General features: G+C 37.9%; 20 protein-coding genes. 9 read left to right on the top strand and 11 right to left on the bottom strand.

Annotated features, from left to right (window positions below; all coding sequences use genetic code 11):
- Nucleotides 1-3: 3 nt before the first annotated feature.
- A complete protein-coding gene (mnmE, locus tag AC1M9J_RS14120) occupies nucleotides 4-1,368 on the top strand; it encodes a tRNA uridine-5-carboxymethylaminomethyl(34) synthesis GTPase MnmE (RefSeq protein WP_481596657.1) in 1,365 nt (454 codons plus the stop codon).
- 47 nt (nucleotides 1,369-1,415) lie between these two features.
- Here the strand turns inward: mnmE and AC1M9J_RS14115 are convergent, their stop codons facing one another.
- Nucleotides 1,416-2,609, bottom strand: coding sequence for an MFS transporter (locus tag AC1M9J_RS14115; RefSeq protein WP_481596656.1), 1,194 nt, complete (start codon nucleotides 2,607-2,609; stop codon nucleotides 1,416-1,418).
- A gap of 217 nt (nucleotides 2,610-2,826) precedes the next feature.
- Here AC1M9J_RS14115 and AC1M9J_RS14110 point away from each other — a divergent pair, with 217 nt between their 5' ends.
- Nucleotides 2,827-3,528: a DsbC family protein gene (locus AC1M9J_RS14110; protein WP_481596655.1), complete on the top strand. Its 702-nt coding sequence runs from the start codon at nucleotides 2,827-2,829 to the stop codon at nucleotides 3,526-3,528.
- Between the two features lie 51 nt (nucleotides 3,529-3,579).
- On the opposite strand, the gene AC1M9J_RS14105 is transcribed toward AC1M9J_RS14110, so the two are convergent.
- The 5 genes from AC1M9J_RS14105 to AC1M9J_RS14085 all read right to left on the bottom strand — a co-directional run bounded on the left by AC1M9J_RS14105 (nucleotide 3,580) and on the right by AC1M9J_RS14085 (nucleotide 7,181).
- Complete coding sequence (locus AC1M9J_RS14105) at nucleotides 3,580-3,831, bottom strand: GlsB/YeaQ/YmgE family stress response membrane protein (RefSeq protein ID WP_481596654.1); 252 nt, start codon at nucleotides 3,829-3,831, stop codon at nucleotides 3,580-3,582.
- A 149-nt stretch (nucleotides 3,832-3,980) separates the two neighbouring features.
- Nucleotides 3,981-4,508, bottom strand: coding sequence for a hypoxanthine phosphoribosyltransferase (gene hpt, locus AC1M9J_RS14100; protein ID WP_035268589.1), 528 nt, complete (start codon nucleotides 4,506-4,508; stop codon nucleotides 3,981-3,983).
- Between the two features lie 136 nt (nucleotides 4,509-4,644).
- Nucleotides 4,645-4,776 (bottom strand): hypothetical protein, encoded by a 132-nt coding sequence (locus tag AC1M9J_RS14095; protein WP_257219949.1) that lies wholly within the window; start codon nucleotides 4,774-4,776, stop codon nucleotides 4,645-4,647.
- A complete protein-coding gene (gene guaD / locus AC1M9J_RS14090; protein WP_481952526.1) occupies nucleotides 4,742-6,073 on the bottom strand; it encodes a guanine deaminase in 1,332 nt (443 codons plus the stop codon). The genes AC1M9J_RS14095 and guaD overlap by 35 nt, the downstream gene beginning before the upstream one ends.
- Before the next feature lie 52 nt (nucleotides 6,074-6,125).
- The gene (locus tag AC1M9J_RS14085) at nucleotides 6,126-7,181 is read right to left on the bottom strand and encodes a Rieske 2Fe-2S domain-containing protein (protein WP_481952525.1); all 1,056 of its coding nucleotides are present in this window, start codon (nucleotides 7,179-7,181) and stop codon (nucleotides 6,126-6,128) included.
- 163 nt (nucleotides 7,182-7,344) lie between these two features.
- Between AC1M9J_RS14085 and AC1M9J_RS14080 the strand changes: the two genes are divergently transcribed.
- Nucleotides 7,345-7,908 carry a nucleotidyltransferase family protein gene (locus AC1M9J_RS14080; protein ID WP_481952524.1) on the top strand — a complete coding sequence of 188 codons (564 nt, stop codon included), beginning with the start codon at nucleotides 7,345-7,347 and terminating at the stop codon, nucleotides 7,906-7,908.
- A gap of 68 nt (nucleotides 7,909-7,976) precedes the next feature.
- Here the strand turns inward: AC1M9J_RS14080 and AC1M9J_RS14075 are convergent, their stop codons facing one another.
- A complete protein-coding gene (locus AC1M9J_RS14075; RefSeq protein WP_481588063.1) occupies nucleotides 7,977-8,939 on the bottom strand; it encodes a TerC family protein in 963 nt (320 codons plus the stop codon).
- A gap of 636 nt (nucleotides 8,940-9,575) precedes the next feature.
- On the opposite strand from AC1M9J_RS14075, the gene AC1M9J_RS14070 reads away from it, so the two are divergent.
- Together AC1M9J_RS14070 and AC1M9J_RS14065 are read left to right on the top strand one after the other, a co-directional pair.
- The gene (locus AC1M9J_RS14070) at nucleotides 9,576-9,863 is read left to right on the top strand and encodes a GNAT family N-acetyltransferase (protein ID WP_035268578.1); all 288 of its coding nucleotides are present in this window, start codon (nucleotides 9,576-9,578) and stop codon (nucleotides 9,861-9,863) included.
- Between the two features lie 21 nt (nucleotides 9,864-9,884).
- Entirely contained in the window at nucleotides 9,885-10,172 is a 288-nt protein-coding gene (locus AC1M9J_RS14065; RefSeq protein ID WP_035268576.1) for a GNAT family N-acetyltransferase, read from the top strand.
- A gap of 33 nt (nucleotides 10,173-10,205) precedes the next feature.
- Here the strand turns inward: AC1M9J_RS14065 and mpl are convergent, their stop codons facing one another.
- Nucleotides 10,206-11,576, bottom strand: a complete 1,371-nt coding sequence (gene mpl / locus AC1M9J_RS14060; protein WP_481596652.1) for a UDP-N-acetylmuramate:L-alanyl-gamma-D-glutamyl-meso-diaminopimelate ligase — start codon at nucleotides 11,574-11,576, stop codon at nucleotides 10,206-10,208.
- A 252-nt stretch (nucleotides 11,577-11,828) separates the two neighbouring features.
- Between mpl and AC1M9J_RS14055 the strand changes: the two genes are divergently transcribed.
- Nucleotides 11,829-12,173 carry a DMT family protein gene (locus tag AC1M9J_RS14055; RefSeq protein WP_035270328.1) on the top strand — a complete coding sequence of 115 codons (345 nt, stop codon included), beginning with the start codon at nucleotides 11,829-11,831 and terminating at the stop codon, nucleotides 12,171-12,173.
- Nucleotides 12,174-12,189: 16 nt separating this feature from the next.
- On the opposite strand, the gene AC1M9J_RS14050 is transcribed toward AC1M9J_RS14055, so the two are convergent.
- Nucleotides 12,190-13,452 carry a DUF2254 domain-containing protein gene (locus AC1M9J_RS14050; RefSeq protein ID WP_481952523.1) on the bottom strand — a complete coding sequence of 421 codons (1,263 nt, stop codon included), beginning with the start codon at nucleotides 13,450-13,452 and terminating at the stop codon, nucleotides 12,190-12,192.
- 286 nt (nucleotides 13,453-13,738) lie between these two features.
- Here AC1M9J_RS14050 and purE point away from each other — a divergent pair, with 286 nt between their 5' ends.
- The 3 genes from purE (at nucleotide 13,739) to AC1M9J_RS14035 (ending at nucleotide 17,300) form a co-directional block, all read left to right on the top strand.
- The gene (gene purE / locus AC1M9J_RS14045) at nucleotides 13,739-14,251 is read left to right on the top strand and encodes a 5-(carboxyamino)imidazole ribonucleotide mutase (protein ID WP_035270333.1); all 513 of its coding nucleotides are present in this window, start codon (nucleotides 13,739-13,741) and stop codon (nucleotides 14,249-14,251) included.
- 15 nt (nucleotides 14,252-14,266) lie between these two features.
- On the top strand, nucleotides 14,267-15,388 hold the full coding sequence (locus AC1M9J_RS14040) for a 5-(carboxyamino)imidazole ribonucleotide synthase (RefSeq protein ID WP_481589602.1): 1,122 nt from the start codon (nucleotides 14,267-14,269) through the stop codon (nucleotides 15,386-15,388).
- 631 nt (nucleotides 15,389-16,019) lie between these two features.
- Nucleotides 16,020-17,300, top strand: coding sequence for a lytic murein transglycosylase (locus AC1M9J_RS14035; RefSeq protein WP_481596649.1), 1,281 nt, complete (start codon nucleotides 16,020-16,022; stop codon nucleotides 17,298-17,300).
- 58 nt (nucleotides 17,301-17,358) lie between these two features.
- On the opposite strand, the gene AC1M9J_RS14030 is transcribed toward AC1M9J_RS14035, so the two are convergent.
- Both AC1M9J_RS14030 and AC1M9J_RS14025 read right to left on the bottom strand, forming a co-directional pair.
- Nucleotides 17,359-17,733, bottom strand: a complete 375-nt coding sequence (locus AC1M9J_RS14030) for a hypothetical protein (protein ID WP_035270344.1) — start codon at nucleotides 17,731-17,733, stop codon at nucleotides 17,359-17,361.
- Between the two features lie 100 nt (nucleotides 17,734-17,833).
- A complete protein-coding gene (locus AC1M9J_RS14025; protein WP_481596648.1) occupies nucleotides 17,834-18,751 on the bottom strand; it encodes a matrixin family metalloprotease in 918 nt (305 codons plus the stop codon).
- Nucleotides 18,752-19,062 lie beyond the last annotated feature (311 nt).

Below are 19,062 nucleotides of genomic sequence, written 5' to 3'. Positions count from 1 at the left end.
TCAATGACGAACCTACAACATCAAACCACTATTGCTGCGATTGCAACACCGCCAGGTCGTGGAGGTGTAGGTGTAATTCGACTGTCTGGTCCTAAGGCATATGCCATAGCAGAGGCTTTAACTGGTAAGGCACTCGGTCCTGCTCGTTATGCTGCATTTCGTCAATTTCTTGATGCGAATGGGCAAGTCATGGATGAAGGGTTGGTCATTTGTTTTCCAAATCCGAATTCATTTACGGGTGAAGATGTAGTTGAGTTACAAGGTCATGGTGGACCAGTGATTCAAAATACATTATTGGGCCGACTGTTAGAGCTAGGTGCAATTGCAGCAAAAGCGGGTGAGTTTTCAATGCGCGCTTTTGAAAATGGAAAAATGGATTTAGTCCAAGCTGAAGCAATTGCTGATTTAATTGATGCTACTTCACAAGCAGCTGCTCGTTCTGCAGTACGTTCATTGCAAGGCGCATTTTCGGCCAAAGTAAATACAGTATTAGAAAAACTGATTCATTTGCGATTGCATGTTGAGGCGGCGATTGATTTTCCGGAAGAGGAAATTGATTTTCTTGCAGATGGAAAAATTTTAGCGTTATTGGAAGATGTGCAAGCATCAGTGGGTGCAGTACAACAATCAGCACGCCAAGGTCAACTTCTGCGTGAAGGTTTACAAGTGGTGATTGCAGGGAAACCCAATGCAGGTAAATCGAGCTTATTGAATGCATTGGCTGGTGTTGAACGCGCGATTGTAACGGACATAGCAGGTACTACACGTGATGTACTACATGAGAAAATAAGCCTAAATGGTTTGCCAATTACCCTGACGGATACAGCAGGTCTGCGTGAAACGGGAGATATTGTTGAGAAGGAAGGTATTCGTCGAGCGATTAAAGAAATAGAAAATGCTGATCTCCTACTCTTGGTTTACGATTTGAGTCAAGGTGAAGATCCGATGTATTTGGCAGATACTTACTTTGCTAATTATATCGATCCTAAACGCTTAATTTTAATCGCTAACAAATGTGATTTAGTAGATAGTGAAGCTAAAGTTGCTGATCTCCAAGGCTTTAGACACATTACGGTCTCAGCCAAGCAAGAAATGGGTGTTCAATCGCTTGTAGATGCGATTACAGCACATGCAGGCTTTCAGCCTGAAGAAGATACCTTTATCGCAAGAACACGCCACCTAGACGCAATGAAGCGCACTCAATCTTATCTTGCGGAAGCTCGTGAACAACTTGTTGTTTACCATGCAGGAGAGCTTGTCGCAGAATCGTTACGTCTCGCACAGAATGCATTAGGTGAAATTACTGGTGATTTTAGTGCGGATGATTTACTCGGAAAAATCTTTGGCTCTTTCTGTATCGGGAAGTAAACGAGTTTTTATCTGTGGTTTAAAAAGCCCAGTAATGGGCTTTTTGGTTAATTGGCTAAAGGTAACTTGCTTGACTTAACCCTCATCTGCTTTATGAATAAAACAATCAATAAAATTGAAATTGCAATACAGAACCAAATCACTGCATTTGTAAGCCCAAAATGGTCAGCTAAATATCCTACTGCTAGGATGGGTAGAATTGTTCCGAGATAGCCGATAAAGAGATAAGTAGACATGACGGCGGCTCGATTGTGAGGTGTGGTCATGTGATGAATAAGCCCGAAAGCCCCAAGTAAAGCTAAGCCATGTCCAATCCCAAACAGACCATCGCTTAGGAAGAATAACCAGCTGATTTTAAACTCCATACAGAGGAATAAAGCGATCACGCTCATGAAGCAAGTCATGATACCGAGTAATAGGCTGGATTGCGGTTTGATTGATCTTGAAAAAAATTGTGTCGCAGCTGAAATCAGTAAAATGACAGTAATGGCAGAACCACTAATCAGTGGACCGTGCCAAGGCAAAATGTCTTTAACAAATGAAGGAGATAGTGAGGCGTATAAACTAAATCCTGCAAAAACAGCAAATGCAGTCAAGCTCAGTATAAAAAATTGAGTGCGATCATGTGATTGTGGTGTTAATAATTTGGGAGCAAAATTAAATTTTTGCACATCAAAAGGTATAGGTTTGAGTGTAATTAGACTAAAGAAGCAAAATATTGAACCTATCACAATGGGTACATAAGGTATTACCAAAGGATATGCAAAAAATTCAGCAAAAAATCCCCCAAATAAAGGACCTAAACCAAATCCAACAGCAGTAATGATTGAGCTTAATTGTGGTGCAATTTGTTTATGGGAAATTGGAACAGTTTGAATAAGCCCAATAAGAGCAGATGTTGTCATCAATCCAGATGCGATACCAATGATAAATCTTCCCCATGAGAGAGACATGACATCGCTCGCAAAGATAGACATTAACAAGCCAATGGTGATAAAAATGAGCCCAAGTTGCATAGTTTTTACATAACCAATGGTATTACTGGTTCTGCCCAAAAACAGTAAGGTGGTCAGGCACCCTAGCATGTAGGAAACGAAAATAAAGGTGATATCGCTCGGGTTTAACCCCCATAATTCTTGGTAAATTGGATAAAGTGGGCTAGCAAGCGCTGTTCCAATGGTGCCGATACAGAGTGCGATACTTACGAGAATAAAATCTCGCCACGATTGGTTTTCATTCATTATTTGTCTTATAGAACAGCAGTGCTGATACGAAGATTCATTAGTCTATGTCGACTGTTAAGCATGAGTCAATTATCTTCAATCAGTTAAAATTCAACAGTCATATTTGGTTTCACGTGAAACAATTTATGAGGTTTAAAATTACATAAAAACTGATCTTTGTAGAAAGTAGAAGATTAGAATAAGCAATAATATCCATCAAACATATGCTCAACTTATGTATAAAAAAATTTTAATCAGTGCTTTACTTGCACTGTCTACAAGTTCTAGTTTTGCGAATATTGAATTGCTTCAGCAAAAAATTAAAACGCAGCACCCAAAATTGAATATTCAAAATTTACAGAAAACTGAGATGAAAGGTCTCTATAGCGGATCTTTAGACAATCAGATTATTTATATTGATGAAGAAGCTAAGCATTTATTCTTTGGATCAATGATTCGTATCGAAGATCAAAAAAATCTAACACGTGATTTGGTGCTGAAACATAATTCAGTCGACTTTAAACAACTTCCACTTCAATATGCCATTAAGACTGTAAGGGGGAATGGTAAGCGTCAGCTCGCGATCTTTTCTGACCCAAATTGTCCATATTGTAAGACGCTTGAAAATAATTTAAGCCAGTTAAAAGATGTGACAATTTATACGTTTATGTATCCAATTAAATCTCAATCGATCCAGCCCTCTAAACAAGTTTGGTGCTCCGCAAACCGTGAGTTTGCATGGAATGCTCTTTTACAAAAGAATCAACAACCAACAGCCCAAGCTGATTGTTCAAACCCTATTGAACGAAATTTGGAACTTGGACGTCGTCTAGGTGTTCAAGGAACGCCAGCAATTATTTTTGAAAATGGATTTAAGGTAACAGGCGCTTATCCAGCTTCAGAAATTGAAAAAATTTGGAAAGAGCTGAACTTATAAAATCTAGTTCATAGAAATGAAAAAAAGCACCTTAACAAGGTGCTTTTTTGATTAAGATTTTTTGGTAACGAGGTTATAAATAAACAGAACGATAATTGCGCCTATGACTGAAGCAATAAAACCTGCCGATGAACCTTCGGGATAAATATTAAGAAGGCGTCCACCATATGTAGCAAGTAATGAACCAGCAATACCTAATAACGTTGTGACAATGAAACCTGCTTTATCGTCACCAGGATGAATTGCGCGAGCAATTAAACCTGCTAAAAAACCGATAAGAATAGCTCCAATAAGTGAAAACATACTTGTTCTCCTTTTTATCATGAATTTTTATTGTGTCGCTCAAATATAGTTGATTATGTATTGATGTTTGAAAAGAAGAATCACGCTACATGTTGTTGTTATTTTGTTGTTTATAAAGAAAGTGGCATATGCCACTTTCTTGAAAAACATTACAGACCGATTTCACCAATGAATGGAATATGACGGTATTTTTGATCGTAATCTAGTCCATAACCTACGATAAATTTATCTTCAACTTCAAATCCTAGAAACTCTACTTCCAAGTCGATTTCTCTTCGAGAAGGCTTACTGATCAGCGTGCAAAGTTTGATAGAGTTTGGCTCACGAGTTTCAAGGATTTCTACCACTTTACTCAGCGTATTGCCTGAATCGATGATGTCCTCTACGACAAGAACATCTTTACCACGAATTTCACCATCAAGGTCTTTTAGAATTTTAACATCACGACTAGAAGTCGTTCCACTGCCGTAACTTGAAACTGTCATAAAGTCGAGTTCGTGTGGTTTTTCAATGGTGCGGCATAGGTCTGCCATGAAAATCACTGAACCGCGAAGTAAGCCTACAAGAACCAATTCTCGATCACTATTTGCATAGTGAGCATTAATTTGATTACCAAGTTCATTAACTTTCGCTTGAATTTCTTCAGCGGAAATCAACACTTTCATGTCAATGGTCATGGGTAGATACCTAAAACAACAATTCTAAAATTAAAAAAGGTGTTGACCTGCAACACCTGAAATATGCTTCGATTTTAAAACATATCCCAGAATGTTGCACCCTTTTTAAAAAAACGAAATGTAAACTAATGGTTTATTAATGCGCATCGCGTTTTAGTACGACAGCACAAACTAAGAATACAGCACCAATTAACACATATTTTTTAATTGGGTGTTGTGGTTGAGTCTGAGCATTAGGATGCTGATTGTTGATATGCTTTTTGTCCATAAATATAAGTCGCCTCAATATTTCGATCATCACCCATGGTAAACAATGCGAAAAGTGCATCTTCAATATTTTTAGCGCGTTGTTGTCTTAATGTTTGTAATGCAGTGGCATTCAAATTTAATACAACAAAATCCGCTTCTTTTCCAATATTAAAGTTACCAAGTTTATCCTCGAGCGCTAATGCTTTTGCTCCACCTAGGGTCGCATGATAAAGCGATTCAAATGCAGATAATTTGTCGCCTTGGAGTTGTTGAACTTTATAGGCTTCATTCAACGTCTGAAGCTGATTAAATGAAGTCCCCGCACCGATGTCTGTGCCAAGACCGACTTTAACTTGTTTATCCCAGGTTTTTTTCAATGGAAACAATCCACTTCCTAGAAAGAGGTTTGAAGTCGGGCAGAAGGCGATTGCAGAGTTTGTTTGATGCATACAATCCCATTCATGCTCTTCTAAATGAACACAGTGAGCGAAAACAGATTTATTGCCTGTTAATCCATAGTGGTGATACACATCTAAATAGCCATTTTGCTCAGGAAAAAGCTCTTTCACCCAAGCGATTTCATTGGTGTTTTCACTCAAATGAGTATGAATATATACATCAGGATATTCAGTTTTTAACTGCCCTGCTCTTTTTAATTGTTCTGGTGTAGAGGTAGGCGCAAAGCGAGGCGTAATGGCATAAAGGTTTCGACCTTTACCATGCCATTTCTCAATCAATTCTTTGCTATCTGTATAAGCATTTTCAGCGGTGTCTGTCAGTGCTTCAGGTGCATGACGATCCATCAATACTTTGCCTGCAATCAAACGCATCTGGTATTGTTCTGCCGCTTCAAATAGTGCATCAACAGATTCTTTATGAACTGTACAAAAAACCAATGCAGTCGTTGTGCCATTTTTCACCAGCTCATTGACAAAAAAGTGTGCAATTTGGTCTGCATAAGCTTTGTCTTGAAATTGGACTTCTGTAGGAAAGGTATAAGTGTTCAGCCATTCGAGTAATTGTTCGCCATACGCACCTACCATTTCAGTTTGAGGAAAGTGAATATGCGTATCGATAAAACCAGGAACAATCAGTTGATCTGGGTAATGCTCAACTTGGATAGAGGATTCAAGCTGACGGAGCTGTTGTTGCCCATCTTCCCAACGACCAAACCATTGAATTTTACCCGCTTGAGTAATCAATAAACCATCTTCTACGTAACGCACTTGGTCGTGAATTTCACGCGCTTGGGCAACCGTATTCTGAATATCTAGGAAGCGACCGCGAATCGCCGTCGATGCAACTACAGAAGACATTTAAAACCTACACTTTTAATTTTTTCGATTGATTGTAACTGATCTATCTTAATTAAACTGTATATCGTTTGCTGAGCCCCCACTCTGCGAGAATACGACGATAAGTAGTCGAAGATCGATCAGCCTCAAAATGCGCTTCCATCATTAAATCAAGTGGTAATTCTTCAGGTTTTTGCGATTCTACGATATCTTGGTCTTCGGCAAAAATTTGGGCATTAAAATCATAGACTGCTTGTAAATCTCCAGTCTGATCAAAATTACGCGTCAAAGGAACAAATAATCTGGTTTGATTGACCGATACAGGACAACACGCATTCAAGATTTTTAAAATCCCATTGTCTGGAAAATCTACAGTTAATATCGCTGAAAATGGTGGGTAAATATCAAAAGTCCTTTTCCATTCAAAACCTTCTGGTTCTAAGTGTTTCAAAGCATGCGGGTAATTACTGACACCACTAATATAAATTGTTTTTAAACCATAGTCTGTTCTCTCAGTATGGTATTTCGGTACAACTGGGTTGTTTCGATCTGCAAAAGCTTCGTGATGCACCCATGCAAAGTGAGCTACATCAATGAATCCTTCGAGTTGACGACCTGCTGAGCCTGCAATATCAACATATGGAGGTAAAATAGACTGATGATCAGGATGATCCCAAGTGTCAAGTTGGGGAATATTATTGTGTTGAGAATCACGTCCATGCAAGCTAGTCCAGACCAGTCCATATCTCAAAATTACTGGAAATTGGGTTAAACTAAAACGGTCAGATATCTTAGTTAAATCAGGTTGAGCAGGAATTTTTGTACACTTCCCTGCAAGGTCGAATCTTAACCCGTGATATCGGCAAATAATTTCTTCACCCTCTACCCATCCTTTACTTAGAGGTACACCTCGATGAGGGCAGATATCACGCACTAATCGAATTTCTCCCTTGTCAGTTTGGTAAATCGCCATTTTTACATCAAGTAAAGTGACCTGATGTGGTGTGGTTGAAACATCTTGAATACGAGCCACTGGATACCAATATTGCGCGAGAATTTCCCAATCTTGTAAGTCGAAACTACATTGGCAAGGTGCACTGAGTGGATTTAATGCGGGAATCATATTCATCGTCATTTCCTAAAAAAAGAGCTCCGAAGAGCTGCGCTAAATTTATTGAGCTTTTTCTTGGGTGATGATGCAAGATCTTTGCCAACCGCCTCTTAACATTTAAAATTGGAGAGCTGAGTGGAAATATTAAATTCTAATCAAAATATATAAAGTGAATTTACCCATGGACTTATATGAGAAGTTAAGCCATTTAATACGATCTAATGCAGATATTTGTGAACTTTTACAGTGTTTACGTCAGATTGATAGTGCGGCCTATTTTAGTGCGGGCTTGATTCGAAATTGGATCTGGTCTTATTTGCATAATCAACATTATTCTATTTTTGAAACTGAAATTGATGTCATTTATTTTGATCCTTCAGAAAAAATGGATGAGAGACGAAATTATTTAAAGGGTGCACTTCAACATAGATACCCTAATATTCATTGGGACATTACAAATCAAGCTCTGGTACATCATTGGTATAGAACTGATGAAGGTGCACAAATTGATCCATATACTTCAGTACATCATGCTATGAGTTTTTGGCCAGAAACGGCAACCGCAATCGCCATCAAATTAATGGAGAATAATCATATTGAAATTCTCGCCCCTTTGGGGCTTGAAGATTTATTTACTTTAAAATTAAGGTGGAATAATCGTTTGGTTTCACGTGGAGTCTTTGAACATAGGGTTAAGTCAAAATGTTTTTTGGAACGATGGCCTAAGTTAAGCATTGTGAATTAGATGGCTCATCTAATGATATAAATAAAGCCTTCAGATGAAGGCTTTATTGAATCCAACAAAGTTTGACCTTATAAGGTCGTTTGATGATGTTTTTTACTATAACGAATTGAAAGCCATGCTGTAATTGAAAGGGCAATCACGATAAAACTTAATGAGATCCAAATTGGCATATGGAATACGTCAAGCATAAGCATTTTGAAACCGATAAAAATTAAAATAGCCCCAAGTCCATAAGGCAAATAATGCATTTTTGAAGCGGCTCCAGACAGTAAGAAAAACATAGCCCGTAGACCGAGGATAGCCATCAAGTTAGCTGTAAGGACGATAAAAGGATCAGTGGTGACCGCAAAAATCGCTGGAATAGAATCGACTGCAAAAATAACATCAGATGCCTCGACTAAAATTAGCACTAAAAATAATGGGGTTGCCCATAGAACGCCATTTTGCCTTACGAAAAACTTATTTCCTTCCAACTGTGGAGTAATTCGCATGTGTTTACGTAGCCATTTCAGAATGGCCATATCTTCAATATTTGGATCATCCTCTTGTCCTTTAAGGAATTTAAATCCAGTGTATACAAGGAAAGCACCGAAGATATAGAGGATCCACGAAAATTCCTGAACGAACCACGCACCGATAAAAATAAAAATTGTTCTGAGAATAATAGCGCCCAATACACCATAAAGGAGTAATTGACGTTGAAGTGCAGGAGGTATAGCGAATGCAGCAAAAATCATTAGCCACACAAAGACGTTATCAATTGCGAGTGACTTTTCCAGTAAATAGCCGGCAAAATATTCCATAACTTTCGTATTGGCTACGTTTATACCAGCGGTATTTTCTAGATATAGCCATAGTCCACCACCAAAAAGTGTTGCGACAGTGACCCATGCAATACTCCAATAAGCAGCAGTTTTAACTTTAACTTCTTGACCTTCTTTTTGTTTAAAACCTAGAAAGTCAATTAAGAGCATAATCGTGACGATGCCAAAAAAAATGACATAAAGCCAAATATTGCCTATGGTTTCCATAGTGATCTCCAATACTGGCAATTGATTTTGGCATAAAAAAACCTCGACCAGTTGCCAGATAATAATTCTGAAACAACATGATCAAGGTCTTGCCTACACCATTTTGATTATGCATTTTAGATAATCGAAATGATGCTCAGATACCGACTTCTTTCAAAGTGTAATGACGATATTCTGACACAGTATTTAAGTACTGTTTGAGGAGGCTACTCCCCTTGTTCAAATTTGATAATAAATTACGTTGAAATCGTTTCATTTGATTTCGAGTGCACAAAGGATGACACACTTATAAGTTGTGTGCAAATTATTTAAATGGGTTATTAAATTTGTCTTTAAAAATTGAAATTAATAAGATTATTGCAATGATGATCAATACTACAATTGATATTAGATAGATATCCATTTCATTTACTCATTAATGTTTTAACAATAATAATACATTTATATATTAAAAAAATAACATTTAATGATTATGACTGACAATATATATTTTTGTTTTTTATAATATTTCTTTTTTTAAAATAAATTAAAGTTTTGAATTTGTAATTGATAGACAAGTTTGTCCCATTTTTTCATAGTGTTATGTAAATATGTCGTTCTAATCTATATTTAATAACGAATGATAGGATAATGATAATGTTAGAAATTAAACATCAAGAAAATGGATCAAAAGGTGAGTTTTTTATTGGTGAAGATGGCCATCATTTAGCTGAAATGACTTATTCATGGGCAGGTGAAGATAAATTTATTATTGATCATACTTGGGTTGATGATTCATTAAGAGGGCAAAACGTGGGACGTCAACTTGTTGACCGTGCGGTGGAATTAGCTCGTCAAAAGAATGTTAAAATCCTACCGCTTTGTCCATTTGCTAAATCTGTTTTCAACAAAGATGAAGCAATCCATGATGTTCTGTTTAAATAAAATCATACAGTGAGCGGTCATATGCAGTTTGAACATATCGATAGTGTGAAAGGCGGTGAGTTTTATCTCACGGACGCAGATCAATCAAGAATTGCAGAAATCAGCTATCGTTACCAAACTCCACAGATCATTATAGCTGATCATACTTGGGTCGATGATCGTTTACGTGGACAAGGAACTGCAAAGTTATTGTTAGATCGACTTGTAGAATTTGCTCGTACAGAAAAATTAAAAATTGTTCCAACTTGCTCTTATGTGGTTGTCATGTTTAAGCGTTTTCATAATGAATATCATGACGTTATCGCTTAAATATAAAAAAGCCCGCAGAGCGGGCTTTTTTATTTATTCTTTTGCTTTGAGTGCTTGAATGAGTTTTTGATGCAAACCACCAAATCCACCGTTTGACATGATCACAACGGCATCCCCCTCGCCTGCTTCATTCACGACATTTCGGATGATCTCTTCTAAAGTACGCGCTACCACAGCTTTATTCGGAGCAGCTTCAACAACAGGTTGTAGATCCCAATCTAAACCCTCAGGTTGATACCAAATCACTTCATCTGCCAATCGAGCAGAATATGCTAAACCATCTTTGTGGCTTCCCATTCGCATCGTATTTGAGCGCGGCTCAATAATCGCCCATAGTTTACGTTCGCCTAGTCGTTTACGAGCACCATCCAGTGTTGTGTCAATTGCTGTTGGGTGATGAGCAAAATCATCGAAAACTTCAATACCTCGAATGGTATCGAGGAGCTCCATACGGCGTTTTACACCACCAAAATTCGATAATGCTTCGCATGCAGTTTCAATGGAAACACCTACATGCTCTGCAGCTGCAATGGTTGCTAAAGCATTTGCAACGGAGTGTTGACCTGTCATCGACCATTGGACTGTACCTTTTACTTCGCCGTCTTTTAAGACTTGGAAATGAGTACCATCTGCAGAAAGTTGGTTTGCAGAGATAGTTGCTTGATCATGAGATTCAAGCGATGTACGGACGATCGGTGTCCAACAGCCTTGTGCCAAAACTTCATCAATATTTGATTCAGTGATTGGTGCGATGATACGGCCTTCACTTGGAATAGTACGAACCAAATGATGAAATTGTTTTTGAATGGCAGCGAGATCATCAAAGATATCTGCATGATCAAATTCAAGATTATTCAGAATAGCTGTCTTTGGATGGTAATGAACAAATTTAGATCGTTTATCAAAGAAGGCAGAGTCGTATTCATCTGCTTCTACACAGAAATATTGACCTCCGCCTAGACGAGCACTTTCTTTAAATCCAAGTGGTACACCACCAATTAAAAAGCCCGGTTCCAAGCCCGCTTGATCTAATACCCAAGCTAACATCGTGGTAGTGGTTGTTTTTCCGTGTGTACCAGCAACCCCTAATACATGTTTACCTTGTAGCACATGGTCGGCAAGGAACTGTGGTCCAGAGATATAGGGTAAACCCTGATTTAGCATGTATTCAACGGCGTCAATTCCACGTTTCATGGCATTACCAACGATCACTAAATCTGGGTGTGGTTGCAAATGACTACGGTCATAACCTTGCATTAAGGTAATACCCGCATTTTCAAGTTGTGTCGACATAGGTGGATACACATTTTGGTCCGAGCCTGTCACTGTGTGCCCTAGGTCTCGAGCTAACAGTGCTAACGATCCCATAAAGGTGCCACAGATTCCCAAAATATGCAGATGCATGATGATTTACTCCACTACTCTTTTCGACACAAACATCTTTTTGGTGCTGTTGTCATGTGTTATTTGATTTGATGTCAACGATAACAAGGGTCTTGGTGAAAAGATAGTGATTATTAGAAGCCATTCCGTAAAATTTTGCAGAAATAAATTTTTAAACTTATGAGCTAAAATATATGAATATTTTTAATCTAGTATGATGAAACGAAATGATTTAATCGTAGAATAACGCGGACGATTTAACTTGAGATTTAAATGATTTATTTACCTTTATTGCTTCTGATTTTAGCAAATTGCTTTATGACTTTGGCGTGGTATGGTCATTTAAAATTTTTGCCGCATGATGCCCCTTTATGGCAAGCCATTCTATTTAGTTGGATCATTGCATTATTCGAATACAGCTTAATGATTCCTGCAACCAAGATGCTGGCTCAAAATGGCTGGGCTGTGGGACAAATGAAAATCACTCAGGAAGTCGTTACGCTATTGGTATTTGTTCCTTTCATGATTTTCATGTTTAAACAGCCTTTCAAATTAGATTATGTATGGGCTGCACTTTGCTTATGTGGTTGTGTCTATTTTGTATTTAGAACACCATGATTCAAAAGGATGAAGATTAACTAAAGTTATTTTCATATTCCCGAACTAATCTTTGACGATCAGGTTCAAAATCAAAATGTTTTAAGCAGCGTGCCAAGATTTCATGTGCCATTTCATGAGCAGCTTCCCGTAGTTCCGGTTCAGATACATTTTTTTCAATCATGGATAAGCATTTAATTATTCTTTGATTTAATTCGATATTACTTATACAGTCCCGTGCCATCGGTGCAAAGCTACTGCTAATAAACTCACGAATATCAAAAATATCGACACTGATATTCGAGAAATTAAAAGTTTTCTGTTCTGGATCTGGCTGACTATCAATAATAATCCGCGTTAAGGCATTGATCGCACTAATTGCTGAACCCACATCATTAATTGCAGCTGACATCGCTTTTTGTCCAACCTCGCTCATGACCAATAAACCAAATCTTGGGTCTTGTAAAAAGCTACGGTTCGTTTCGATAATTACGTATTCATGAATTTGTTGTTCTAAATTTTTTAATTCTTCATCATCTATTAGATTTTCTGCAAAGACTTCAATCAGAACCAGTGATGGGTCTACAAATTTCCCAGGAAGAAAAGCAAGATGAATATGTGCATTGTGAGTTTGAGCAAGAAGATTTAAGGACTCAATATCAAAATGAGTAAAATAACCTGTCTGTTTTGGGTGTATTTTGAGTTGGCTTTCGCCCAATGGTTTTTGTCCAGAAGCGCCAAAGTTGGGGTGTGTACGGAATGTACTTAAAGCTTGAGATGCTGCTGTTTCAATTTTAGAAATAGCATTGGTTAATGTGCCAAGCTGAGACAATGTTTGTACCCAACGAATCAGTGTCACAATCAAATAAATGAGAACCAAAATGGTACTTACAAATAAGACAAAACGACCCGAAACGCCATAATATTGTAAACCCAAAGCGATTTTTGCGATGACGGCATAGATAAATGCCGAAATAAAACTGGTAATTGCGAGACGAGTATTATCATCATTCATCATCAGCTTATAAGCACGTGGCGTACCACTTGAGGAAGCTGAAGCAAATGCGGCGACCATAATCGAAAGTGAAAATGTAGTGACCGCCAGCATACTCGAAGCAATGATATCCAGTAGGCTACTTAGTGTTTCAATACTGATATTTGGAACCGCGTGTGATGGAATAAAATAACGACTTGCGGTTGCAAATAGAGAGAAAAAAATCGCTAATAAAGCCCCAAGTGCTGGTGTAAACCATAAATTTTCTGCAGGGCTATTCCACCATAGTTTCAGTTTAAACCACATGCTATATTCTCCTTTTTATTTTTTAATTTGAATGACTTAGTTCAGTTTAATCCAAATTCAATTTCAATTTGTCTTGAATGAGCCAGATGTTTAAGGTGGATGAGGCAGAACAATGACCAATCATAAAAATCTTTTTTATGTCTATTAACAAGTATATATTTTTAATCCTTATTTTATCAGCTTAACTTTAGACCTATTCATTTTCAGTCTATAATAGTGAGTTCTTATTAAAGCTTGGCTCTCGTCGAGATTTATCTCTCTTACTTTAATCTCTGGAAACATTGCAATGAATGCGGCCGCTTCACAAGACACTCCTCTCGTTGGAATTATCATGGGCTCTCAGTCAGACTGGGCGACACTCGAACACACTGCCAATATGTTGAATCAGCTTGGTGTACCTTTTGAAGCGGAAGTTGTGTCAGCACACCGTACGCCAGATCGTTTGTTTGAATATGCTGAGCAAGCTCGTGATCGTGGTATCCAAGTGATTATTGCGGGTGCTGGTGGTGCAGCGCATTTACCGGGTATGTGCGCAGCGAAGACTGATCTTCCTGTTCTAGGTGTACCGGTTAAATCTTCGATCTTGAATGGTGTTGATTCATTGCTTTCAATTGTACAAATGCCAGCAGGTATTGCTGTCGGTACATTGGCAATTGGTCCTGCAGGTGCGACCAATGCTGCGATTATGGCGGCACAAATTTTAGGTTTAACTCGCCCAGATATTGCAAAGAATGTAGCCGATTTTCGTTTAGCGCAAACTGAGAAAGTTGCGAGTAAAAATATTCCTGGTCAAGCTTAATTCGAGAGAAATCTTATGGATAAAACCATCGGTATTTTTGGTGGCGGTCAATTGGGTCGAATGATGGCGCAGGCGGCACTTCCATTAAATATTCAATGTACTTTTTTTGAAGCAAGTACAGACTGCCCTTCTGCTGCTTTGGGTCCAGTGATCTCAACTCAAGCTAAAAATGGCTTACAGGATTTCATTAATAGTGCAGAAGTCTTTTCTTTAGAATTTGAAAATACGCCATTGTCAGATGTAGATGTATTAACTGAAACCAAGCAACTGCATCCCCCGCGTCAGGCTTTAGCGATTGCTCAGCATCGCTTGTCTGAAAAAGCGTTATTTGATGAGTTAGATATTCCAGTAGCACCTTACAAAGCGGTGACATCACTAGCGAGTTTACAAAACGCGGTCGCTGAACTTGGTCTTCCAATCGTACTAAAAACTTCACGTGGTGGTTATGATGGTAAAGGTCAGTTTGTCTTACGCACTGAGGATCAAATTGATCAAGCATGGGCGGAACTTGGTCCTGCGGGTGAATTGATTGCTGAAAGTTTTGTGACTTTCTCGCGTGAAGTGTCAATCATTGCAGTACGTGGTCAGAATGGTGATGTGAAAACATGGCCATTGGCTGAGAACCACCATCACAATGGTATCTTATCGCACTCGATTGTCCCTGCACCGAACAGTGTAGATCTACAACCTGTAGCACAAGATTACATCACTCGCTTGCTTAACCATTTGAACTATGTCGGTGTGCTGACGCTTGAGCTATTTGTGACGGACAAAGGCTTATATGCTAATGAGATGGCGCCACGTGTACATAACTCAGGTCATTGGTCGATTGAAGGTGCTGTGTGCTCTCAGTTTGAAAACCATATCCGTGCTGTTGCAGGCTTACCTTTGGGTTCAACTGAGATGATTCGTCCAACGGTATTGGTGAACATTATTGGTCAGCATCCAAAGACTGAAGATGTGTTGGCTTTAGAGGGTGCACATTTGCACCTTTATAACAAGTCAGAACGTGAAGGTCGTAAAATTGGTCATATTACCTTAATGCCAATCGATAGCTCAGAATTGACTACACTCTGTCGCCAATTGTCGAAAATTTTACCAAACCCATTAGCATTAAGTGAAGATATGACCATCTAGACTTTAAGTTGCTGATAAAAAAAGCGATCACACGAGTGGTCGCTTTTTTATTTATCTTGTTTAAGGCATGATTGCGCCTCTTTAAAAATCACTTGCCATTGGTCGGATGAAATTTTAAAAAAATTGCATAATAATTATACTATTAGTTCTGATTAGAATACATATTTTGAACTGTGTATAAGTTTGATTATGGCTTATGTGAGCCATCTTAACTTTGAATTCAAAGTGGGTTTAAATTCAAAATAATAGGCTTGCAGGATATTTTGAATTCAAAGTTACTATTGAGGTTTGAATTCAAAAATGTATTTAAAGATTTATATCTAAATTCTTATCTATTGAGTAAATTAAATTATTTTAATATTTATAATTTTCAATGATTTAAGTTGATTTGTAGTATTGGATGACTGTGGATAAGTTTTTTGAATTTAAATGTTGTGTGGCGGTTTAAATTTAAATTCAATAACAAATGAATTTAAAACTAGGTTGTGGATAAGTTATTAAATTTAAATTTTCAAAATAAATTTAAAAAAGTAGAAAGTATGAATTTAAATTTACGATTCGATGCTTTAATTTTTAGAGTGAGCTGTTAAGGTAAAGACATAATTCCAACATTTTAGAATTACAGGGTCTTATGCAACGGCTTGCACTCACGATAGGTTCATTTTTTTTAGCGATATCTCAAACTCATGCTGAGTTGATTATTAATGGTCAGTCTGTGACAGCCTCGCCATTCATGACGCCAACTGTGTCATCCGCTCCTAATTTTCAGCAATGCATCTCGAATTTAAAATCACAAGCGATCACTAGAGGGGTTAGTTCGGCGACGTATGATCGTTACACGCAGAATTTAACTCCTGACTATTCTGTGATTGAACGTTTAAATTATCAGCCTGAATTTTCGACGCCAATTTGGGATTATTTGTCAGGTTTAGTTGATGATGAACGTGTTCAATTGGGGCAACAGAAACTTCGACAGCATCGAGAAACACTTGACCGTGTAAGTGTGGCTTATGGCATTCCAGCTGAAATGGTGGTTGCAGTTTGGGGAGTTGAGAGTAACTATGGTGATATTTCTGGACGCTATCCATTACTTCAAGCTTTGGGAACTTTAAGCTGTGAGGGGCGCCGTCAATCGTATTTTAGAGGTGAATTTTTTACCACCATGAAACTTTTACAGCGTGGTGATGTTCGGGAAGAACAATTGAGAGGATCGTGGGCAGGGGCTTTTGGTCATACTCAGTTTATGCCTTCAACCTATGATGAGCTTGCTGTAGATTTTGATGGTGATGGACGACGTGATCTAGTCTCGAGTATTCCAGATGCTTTGGCTTCAACAGCAAATTTTTTGAAGAAAAGAGGATGGCAAACTGGTCAACCTTGGGGATTTGAAGTGCAGATTCCTGCAGGAATGTCAGTTGTAGGTGAGGGGCGACGTAATAAGAAAGCATTGTCTTATTGGGTCAATCAAGGATTGAATAGAGTGGATGGCTCCCCTTTAATTCAGGGTAATCTTTCTGCATCTTCTCAAGCTGGGTTGCTTGCGCCTGCTGGCAGTGCTGGGCCGGTCTTTCTAGTATTTAAAAATTTTGATGCTATATATAGTTATAACGCAGCAGAAAGTTATGCGTTGGCAATCGCACATTTATCAGATCGATTGCAAGGAAAAGCTAAAATTGCAAAAGCTTGGCCGACTGATGATCCTGGTACATCAAGAGCAGAACGCCGAGAAATTCAACGCTATTTAATCCGGCGCGGTTACGATATTGGTGCGATTGATGGTTTAATTGGGGATAAAACTCGACAGGCAATTCGTCAAGAGCAAACCCGATTGGGCTTAAATCCTACAGGTCGAGCGGGACAGCAGATATTGAGTGCATTTAGAAATGAGCAGGCTCAGCTGATGATGCAATAAATAGGTTCTCGGATTAAAAAAGGTCAACATAGGTTGACCTTTTTTTGTGATGATGTTTCTAAATAATAGAGCGATCGATTTTAACAGCATCGAGTAAGTCAAAAATGACTAAGGTTACATCTTGACTTAATTCTCGATCGTTAAAAATTTCATAAGCTGTAATGGTGACATCTGTATCGCTTGGAAGCTGGCGTTGTTCCTCTTCAATTAAATCTTGAATAGGTAATAATGTTTGCTTAATTTGAATATGTAAGACGTCTTCGAATTTAATGTTCTCATCATCGAGTTCGATGAGTTGTTTATTGAAATATGGCAGTAAAATTGAGTAGAGATAAGGTTGAAGCTCGACAATATCAAATATTTCAATATCACGAGTTTCCTCGATCGTGCTGATATGATCATTTACCTCAAGAATAATATGATAATAACTCACGTCTCTCTCCTCTGATTAATTTTAAAATACCTTAACACGAATTCAAAACTATTCAATTAAATCCGTAATTTAATTATGGGATTGAGCTGTGGCGCTGATTTTATCGACTTTTTAGCAGTTCGAGGTCGGCAGTAGTCAATTTAAAATTGGAGAAATTCTGCTTTTCTAGAATTGGATACATTAAGGCATTGGGGTCATTAGTATGCTGAAGACCTAATGCATGACCAAATTCGTGAGCTAATGTGATTCGAAGCTCATCTATAGATTGAAATTCATAAATATTGATTTCACGACCATTAAACTCGCCTTTGTGGAACATTTTGGCTTGAAAAACTTGGTTAAACTCATTAATAGCTTTACGTTGTTGGTGTTGGGATTGGTTGAATTTTTCAACTTTATCGTTGAGTTCTGTTCGTAAGATGTTAAATCGTTCAATATTGCTTTCAATCCCAAGCTTCTGCTGTGTGAGCCGTGTCTTAGAGTTATTGATCTGCTGAAGTTGTGAATCTGTAATAGATGTGTTTAAGCCATTAATGTGGTGGACGAAATTATTATGTTGATCTAGATCATTACTATAGTTGTGTTGCTGCTGTTCAATTTGCTGTTTTAAAAATTCAAGTTGTTGTGATTCTTGCTCTAGCTGTAATCTCATTTGGTCGGCTAATGATTTGCTATTTTCAAATTGCTTTAGCGTATGCTTTCTATAATTGGATTCATTTTGACGTTCATCAAAAATGAGATTAATTGTAAGACGAGCATTGGGGTCGTAAACGAAATACTTTTGTTGAGTTTGATTTTCCCAGATATTCGCTGCCTCTTGAGTTATTTGGCGTAATGCCTCTGTATCAAGTTGAAATCTTGGGTCAATAAACCCAATACGATATCTTAGGCGTTGATCAATGGGGTGTTGAAGCCGATCTAAAGTTGAATTGTGATTTAATTGAGGATGAATAAAACGTTGTACAGCAAAATATGCAACGCATAAAAAGGAAAAGATCAGAATAATGGAGCGCATCATGCGAGCAATTCAACTTAATTTTTATTCAATGTAGCCTAAAAAAACATTTTGGAAAATAAAACATCAAAATATATGAGCTCCAGTGTGTATAAAAATGAAAATTATTCGTAAAATTTAAATGAATGATGAAAATAAATATGAATAATGATTAAAAAACGAGTGAAAATTCATGTTTTTCATCTTTTTAGTCGAAAAAAGCAACACCCGTTGAAAATAAGTGAAATAAGGGGTTGCAAGGGAGGAAAAAATCTATAGAATGCACCCCATACCGACGAGATACACGGAGACGAACGAAGCAGGTTGCTGAGTTG

This window comes from Acinetobacter sp. ANC_7588, assembly GCF_056783995.1.
Note: the sequence above shows the minus strand (reverse complement) of the source record. Positions and strands in the feature narration are given on the sequence as shown.

Coding starts and splice junctions, on each gene's coding strand:
- mnmE (WP_481596657.1), top strand. CDS start 4: ATGACGAACCTACAACATCAAACCACTATTGCTGCGATTGCAACACCG.
- AC1M9J_RS14115 (WP_481596656.1), bottom strand. CDS start 2,609: ATGAATGAAAACCAATCGTGGCGAGATTTTATTCTCGTAAGTATCGCA.
- AC1M9J_RS14110 (WP_481596655.1), top strand. CDS start 2,827: ATGTATAAAAAAATTTTAATCAGTGCTTTACTTGCACTGTCTACAAGT.
- AC1M9J_RS14105 (WP_481596654.1), bottom strand. CDS start 3,831: ATGTTTTCACTTATTGGAGCTATTCTTATCGGTTTTTTAGCAGGTTTA.
- hpt (WP_035268589.1), bottom strand. CDS start 4,508: ATGACCATTGACATGAAAGTGTTGATTTCCGCTGAAGAAATTCAAGCG.
- AC1M9J_RS14095 (WP_257219949.1), bottom strand. CDS start 4,776: ATGGACAAAAAGCATATCAACAATCAGCATCCTAATGCTCAGACTCAA.
- guaD (WP_481952526.1), bottom strand. CDS start 6,073: ATGTCTTCTGTAGTTGCATCGACGGCGATTCGCGGTCGCTTCCTAGAT.
- AC1M9J_RS14085 (WP_481952525.1), bottom strand. CDS start 7,181: ATGAATATGATTCCCGCATTAAATCCACTCAGTGCACCTTGCCAATGT.
- AC1M9J_RS14080 (WP_481952524.1), top strand. CDS start 7,345: ATGGACTTATATGAGAAGTTAAGCCATTTAATACGATCTAATGCAGAT.
- AC1M9J_RS14075 (WP_481588063.1), bottom strand. CDS start 8,939: ATGGAAACCATAGGCAATATTTGGCTTTATGTCATTTTTTTTGGCATC.
- AC1M9J_RS14070 (WP_035268578.1), top strand. CDS start 9,576: ATGTTAGAAATTAAACATCAAGAAAATGGATCAAAAGGTGAGTTTTTT.
- AC1M9J_RS14065 (WP_035268576.1), top strand. CDS start 9,885: ATGCAGTTTGAACATATCGATAGTGTGAAAGGCGGTGAGTTTTATCTC.
- mpl (WP_481596652.1), bottom strand. CDS start 11,576: ATGCATCTGCATATTTTGGGAATCTGTGGCACCTTTATGGGATCGTTA.
- AC1M9J_RS14055 (WP_035270328.1), top strand. CDS start 11,829: ATGATTTATTTACCTTTATTGCTTCTGATTTTAGCAAATTGCTTTATG.
- AC1M9J_RS14050 (WP_481952523.1), bottom strand. CDS start 13,452: ATGTGGTTTAAACTGAAACTATGGTGGAATAGCCCTGCAGAAAATTTA.
- purE (WP_035270333.1), top strand. CDS start 13,739: ATGAATGCGGCCGCTTCACAAGACACTCCTCTCGTTGGAATTATCATG.
- AC1M9J_RS14040 (WP_481589602.1), top strand. CDS start 14,267: ATGGATAAAACCATCGGTATTTTTGGTGGCGGTCAATTGGGTCGAATG.
- AC1M9J_RS14035 (WP_481596649.1), top strand. CDS start 16,020: ATGCAACGGCTTGCACTCACGATAGGTTCATTTTTTTTAGCGATATCT.
- AC1M9J_RS14025 (WP_481596648.1), bottom strand. CDS start 18,751: ATGATGCGCTCCATTATTCTGATCTTTTCCTTTTTATGCGTTGCATAT.